This window comes from Streptomyces bohaiensis (genome assembly GCF_012033785.1).
Taxonomy (GTDB): domain Bacteria; phylum Actinomycetota; class Actinomycetes; order Streptomycetales; family Streptomycetaceae; genus Streptomyces; species Streptomyces bohaiensis.
Window position 1 is genome coordinate 1 of sequence record NZ_JAAVJC010000302.1, and the last position, 5,553, is coordinate 5,553.

At 75.9% G+C, this 5,553-nt stretch carries 4 protein-coding genes and 2 pseudogenes; 3 read left to right on the forward strand and 3 right to left on the reverse strand.

The genetic code is table 11. From position 1 onward, the window contains the following. The 3 genes and pseudogenes from HCN52_RS21370 to HCN52_RS21380 form a co-directional block, all read left to right on the forward strand. Positions 1-1,092, forward strand: a pseudogene (locus tag HCN52_RS21370) (hypothetical protein); the annotation flags it as partial. A gap of 506 nt (positions 1,093-1,598) precedes the next feature. After that, positions 1,599-2,324 carry a class I SAM-dependent methyltransferase gene (locus HCN52_RS21375; protein WP_168090080.1) on the forward strand — a complete coding sequence of 242 codons (726 nt, stop codon included), beginning with the start codon at positions 1,599-1,601 and terminating at the stop codon, positions 2,322-2,324. Between the two features lie 101 nt (positions 2,325-2,425). Next, complete coding sequence (locus HCN52_RS21380; RefSeq protein ID WP_168090081.1) at positions 2,426-3,256, forward strand: hypothetical protein; 831 nt, start codon at positions 2,426-2,428, stop codon at positions 3,254-3,256. 190 nt (positions 3,257-3,446) lie between these two features. Here HCN52_RS21380 and HCN52_RS21385 read toward each other — a convergent pair whose 3' ends face one another. The 3 genes and pseudogenes from HCN52_RS21385 to HCN52_RS24930 all read right to left on the reverse strand — a co-directional run. Next, positions 3,447-4,538, reverse strand: a complete 1,092-nt coding sequence (locus tag HCN52_RS21385; protein WP_168090082.1) for a prenyltransferase/squalene oxidase repeat-containing protein — start codon at positions 4,536-4,538, stop codon at positions 3,447-3,449. Continuing rightward, positions 4,535-5,299 carry a class I SAM-dependent methyltransferase gene (locus tag HCN52_RS21390; RefSeq protein WP_168090083.1) on the reverse strand — a complete coding sequence of 255 codons (765 nt, stop codon included), beginning with the start codon at positions 5,297-5,299 and terminating at the stop codon, positions 4,535-4,537. Before HCN52_RS21390 ends, HCN52_RS21385 begins: the two co-directional genes overlap by 4 nt. A gap of 7 nt (positions 5,300-5,306) precedes the next feature. Beyond that, positions 5,307-5,553, reverse strand: a pseudogene (locus tag HCN52_RS24930) (hypothetical protein); the annotation flags it as partial.

Consider the following 5,553-nt stretch of genomic DNA (forward strand, 5'->3'; position numbering starts at 1 on the left):
ATCGGTGCCGACGCCGCCGGGCACGGGGGCGCCGGAGCGTTCGCCACGGGCGGGTTCCCGCCGCAGGACGACGGCCCCGACGCGGCGCCGTACCCGGGCGACGACCTCGGCAGCCGGGGACCGGCGGCGCCGCGGACCTCCGCCGGGACACCGGGGATCGTCCCACCCCCGTCGGCACCCGATGTCGCACCGTGGGCGCCCTCGGTCGACGCCGCCGGACTGCCCACGCCCACCCCCTGGGCGGGCTCGCCGCTCCCCGACCCCGTCGCCGGCACCGGAGGCGGGCGGGAGGGCGGCTCACAGCAGGTCGACGGCGCCCAGGCCGGCATCGACGCACCGGTCGGGCCGGCCGTCGCGGGCGACGAGACGAGCGGGAGCGCGTCGTTCTCCATGCGTGACCACGCCTGGGCCGGGGACGCGGGGTGGCCCGAGCCGGAACGTGAGCCCGGGCCGTACGGAGCACCCGGGTTCGTCTCCCAGGGGTCCTCCTCTGCGATGCGGTCGGCGGCCGGTTCGGGCGACGGGGCGCCGATGGAGCGGCACGTCGCGTGGCCCGAGGCGTACGCGGGGGCGAGCGGCGATCCGGAGACCCCGCGCCCGGGCAGCGACGCGGAGCCCCGGCCCCATGGGGCCGGGGACACCTGGCCGGGACCTCCGGCCGGTGGCCCCGGGCCGGTCCCGGCGGGGCACCTCCTGGCGGAGGGTGCGATGGCGCACAGCAGTGCCTGGGCAGGCGAGGGGTCTCCCTGGGACCAGGTCGCGCGGCACGGGGGCCCCGTGCCGGGCGACCCCCCGGGGGGCCTGCGCCTCCCGGGGGACGGTGGCCGCTACGCGGCCGGGTTCCCTCCCTCCGGTCGACCCGCCGTGCAGCACGGCCATGTGCCCGACACCCCACCGACCGCGGCGTACCACCAGGCCGCAGGGAGCACCATGAGCGACCACCACAGCGACACCCCTTCGGAGGCTGCCGCGGCATCCGGCACCGTCGAGCCCTCGGCGACCGCGCTGCCGCAGGACACGGGCGCCGAGGAGAACCGCACCCAGGGCGTCTGCAAGCCGATTCCACTGCAGCAGGCGCTCGGCCGGAACTGACGCCCCGTCGGCGTCCGACCGCACGCTCCGACACCGTGCGCCGGGCTCTCGCGCCCCGCCACTGACGCTCGGCCCTGCCGGGTTCCGCACCCCGCTCCGGCGATCCGGCGATCCGCCGCTCCGCCGCTCCGCCGGATCCTGGGCGCGGCTCGTGCCGGCCGGTCGCCACGGGCCAGGGCCCGGCCTCGCCGGCGCGACCGGCCGCGAGCAGGTGCGGGGCCCCTGCGCCACCGCCACGCGGTGGGCGACGATGCTCCCTGCCCACCGGGTCGCGGGCGGTCGACCACGGCCCGCTGCCGTGGCCCGCTGCGGGGGGCGGTGGAGGGGCTGCGGGGGACGGCGTTCCGGCCGGGCCCACCCGGGCGCACCGGCACGCGGCGGCGGGCGGGTCGCGTGTCCCCGACCGGCCGACAAGCGGTAGCCTCAAGCTTTTCAGTGGGCGACGCCCGGGCCGAACGTGACGGCACATCGGCGGCGCCGCCCGGGCCGAGAACCGCGGGGGACCCATGGCGTACGCGGCGGACGCGACGGTCGGCACGAGGGGCACCGCCCCCGGTGCCCCGCCGCCCGAGGTGCTGCGCTCCTTCCGTGCGGCGCGCGGTTTCATGCCCGAGGACGAGGGCCTCGCCCTGTACGCCGCGGCGACGGAAGCCGCCGCGCTGGGCCTGCCGCTGCTGGAGATCGGCAGCTACTGCGGCCGGTCGACGGTGCTGCTGGCCGCAGCCGCCCGGGCGGCGGGGACGGTCGTGGTGACGGTGGATCACCACCGTGGCAGCGAGGAGCAGCAGCCCGGCTGGGAGTACCACGACGAGGAACTGGTGGACCCGGCCGTCGGCCGCATGGACACCTTGCCGTTCCTCCGGGCGACGCTGCACGAAGCGGGTCTGGAGGACCACGTGGTGGCGGTGGTGGGCCGCTCCCCGGTCGCCGCCGGTGTCCTCGGTCCGGCGCCGCGCTTCGGTCTGGTCTTCGTCGACGGCGGCCACACGGACGAGCACGCGACGGCGGACTACGAGGGGTGGGTGCCGCAACTGGCCCCCGGGGGGCTGCTGGTCGTCCACGACGTCTTCGAGGATCCGGCGGACGGCGGTCAGGCGCCGTACCGGATCTGGCGGAGAGCGTGCGCCTCCGGAGACTTCTCGCAGGCGGGGACGTCCGGTTCGCTCCGGGTCCTGCGCCGCGGCAACGGACGTAACGGCGGCATCACAACGGTGCCGCCTGCGCAACAGTAAGTGGACACGAGCGGTGGGGCGCGGGGGTTCATCCGTACGATGGGCCCGCCCGTCGGAACCGCGGGGCCACGAGACCGACCGATACCGACAAAGGAACTGATGTGAACTACCGCTCGCTGAACCGAGGCGACGGAGGGGTGATCGCGGCCGCGGTGCTGCTGTTCGTCTTCTCCTTCCTGAAGTTCTACTCCGCCTCCAACCTTGGCATCAGCTCGAACGCCTGGTCGACGGACTGGTTCCCGGTGCTGCCGTCCGTTGTCCTCGCAGGCATCATCGGTGCGGCTCTCATCGTGGTGGGACGCATCGCCAAGCCGGAGATCGCGGGACGCGAGTTCCTGGGGCTCCGCCTCTCCCAGTGGGGCACCGCGCTCACCGTCACGGCGCTCTGGGCATCGCTGTGGACCCTGATCGGGGGCAAGGGGAACCTGGACATCGGCGCCGGGCAGATCCTGTCCTTCCTCGCCGTGCTGATCATGGTCAGCCTCGTGGTGGCCACCCCGCTGGTCCCCGCGCTGCAGGCCCCGCTGATCCCCGAGAAGACGGACTCCCCCACCCCGCCGCAGCAGCCGGGCCAGCAGCAGCCGCAGCCCGGGGCGTACGGCCAGCACCCGCAGCCCGGTTACGGCTACCCCGGCCCGCAGCCGGGTGGCCAGCAGCCCGGTTACGCCGCGCCGACGCAGCACATGCAGCAGCAGCCCGCGCAGCAGCCGGCCCCGCCCGCGGCGCCGGACCCGAACTTCCAGCCGTTCTGGTTCGCGGTGCCGGTGCAGCGTCCGCTGTACGCCGAGGACGGCTCGCAGAACACGGTCGCCGAGCTCACCCCGGGCACCTGGTACCTGGCGGTCGGTCAGTCGGGTCAGGAACTGGTGGCACAGACGCAGGACGGCCGTCGCGGCGTCCTGAAGGACACCTCCAACATCCAGCGGGGTTGAGCGGCGGGCCTTCGGGCCCGTCGCCGGCGCCGGACGGCGCCACAACGTCGGACGTCTCGGGAACGGCCCGGGAGCGGTGGGTTCACCGCTCCCGGGCCGTTCCCGTTGTCCTGCGTTGTCTGCCGGCGGGACGCGCCCCGGCGGGCGGCCGCCCCACGGTCGGATGCTCGCCCCGCGCGGCAGCGGTGGCTCAGGCGTCGGAGGTGTCGGCCGGGACGCAGCACCGGGGCGGCAGCCCGTCGGGCAGCGTGTCGCCGCCGAACACCGCCGTGGTGGCCGGGTCCCCGTTGAGGGCGGCGACCGCCAGCAGCACGGAGCCGGCGGTCCAACTGGTGCGCTCCTGGGGCCACACGGCGTCGTCCGCGTAGACGTAGCCGGTCCAGTAGAGGCCGTCCTCGGCGCGCAGGTGGCCGATGGCGGCGAGGATCTCGGTGGACCGGGCGCTGTCCCCGGCGGCCCAGAGCGCCAGAGCCAGTTCCGCGCTCTCGCCACCGGTCACCCAGGGGTTGGGGAGCACGCAGCGCACCCCGAGCCCGGGGACGACGAACTCGTCCCAGCGCTCGGCGAGCCGCGCCCGGGCGGCGTCGCCCCGCAGCACCCCGCCGAGGACGGGGTAGTACCAGTCCATCGAGTAGCGGGACTTGTCCAGGAACCGCTCCGGGTGGCAGCGCACGGCGTGGGCGAGTCGGCCCGTCGCCAGCTCCCAGTCGGGGCGCGGGTCGTCGGCGAGGTCGGCGAGGCGGAGGGCGCAGCGCAGTGCCTGGTGGATGGAGGCGCAGCCGGTGAGCAGCGCGTCCGTGACGGGGGTGCCGTCGTTCTCCCGCTTCCAGCCGATCGGGCCGTCCGGGTGCTGGAGGGCGAGGACGAAGTCGACGGCGGCGGTGACCACGGGCCACATGGCGCGGCGGAAGCCGTCGTCGCCCGTGGCGAGGTGGTGGTGGAGGACGCCGACGGCGACGTACGCGCAGAAGTTGGTCTCGCGGGAGCGGTCGGTGGGGCGGTCGGCGTCGCCGTCGTCGTAGGCGGCGTACCAGGAGCCGTCGGGCAGCTGGTGGCGGGCGAGCCACTCGTAGGCGGCCCGGGCGGAGGTGTGGTGGCCCGCGGCGTCGAGAGCCATGGCGGCCTCGACGTGGTCCCAGGGATCGAGGTGGTGGCCGCGGAACCAGGGGATCGCCCCGTCGGGCCGTTGCAGGGCCGCGATCCGGGCGGCGGTGCGGGCGGTCTCGTCGGCGGTGAGGACACCGTCGAGGGCGAGGGTGACGCCCCGGCCGGGGACGGTCATGCCCGCTCCGGAGCGCCGGCGGTGCCCGGCGCGGTCCGGAGCTGCGGTTTGGTGGCGTAGGCGACGAAGCTCTTCCCGATGATCGGGTTGAGCAGCCGGTCGGCGAACCGGGTGGCGAGGGGCCGTTTGACGATGTCCCAGACCAGCATCCGGTGGTAGGCGCGGACCGGCAGCGCCGCGTCGTCGCCCTCACGGTGGACACCGAAGGCGCACTTGAGCCACCAGTAGGGCGAGTGCAGCGCGTGGGCGTGGTGGACGCCGTAGGGCCGCAGCCCCGCCTGCCGTACTCGGCGCAGCAGTTGGTCCGCGCGGTAGATGCGGATGTGCCCGCCCTCCACCTGGTGGTAGGCGTCGGAGAGCGACCAGCAGACCTTCTCCGGCCCGTAGCGCGGGACGGTGACGGCGATCCTCCCGCCCGGCCGCAGCACCCGCTCCATCTCGGCGAGGACGCCGCGGTCGTCGGGTATGTGCTCCAGGACCTCGGAGACGATGACGACGTCGAAGCTGTCGTCGGGGAACGGCAGGGCCAGGGCGTCGCCCTCCACGGCGGTGGCGGTGGCGCCTTCCGGTGCCTCGCCCGCCTCCCGCATGGCGGCGAACCAGGCGGCGACCTCGCGGATCTCGTCACCGTTGCGGTCCAGGGCGACGACCCGCGCTCCGCGGCGGTAGCACTCGAAGGCGTGGCGGCCCGCCCCGCAGCCGAGGTCGAGCACGCGGTCACCGGCCGCGACGGGGAATCGGGTGAAGTCCACCGTGAGCATGCGCTGGTCAGCTCCTTGCGTTCGGGCGGCCGGCCGCGGGGGCGGAGCCGGAGGCGGTGGGCACGGTGAGGTCGACGTCGCGCGTGGCGACCGGGGCCGTGGCGGGCTCGGCCGCCTCCGGGCGGGCGTCGGCACCGGGGTCGGTTCGCCCGTGGTCCGCGGTGGTCCCGGTGGTCGGGAGCGGGGCGGGGGCCGCGGGGGTGCCGCCGGCGGGCCGCGTCGTCGTAGGCGGCGTACCAGGAGCCGTCGGGCAG

Coding starts and splice junctions, on each gene's coding strand:
- HCN52_RS21375 (WP_168090080.1), top strand. CDS start 1,599: ATGGCGTACGCGGCGGACGCGACGGTCGGCACGAGGGGCACCGCCCCC.
- HCN52_RS21385 (WP_168090082.1), bottom strand. CDS start 4,538: ATGACCGTCCCCGGCCGGGGCGTCACCCTCGCCCTCGACGGTGTCCTC.
- HCN52_RS21390 (WP_168090083.1), bottom strand. CDS start 5,299: ATGCTCACGGTGGACTTCACCCGATTCCCCGTCGCGGCCGGTGACCGC.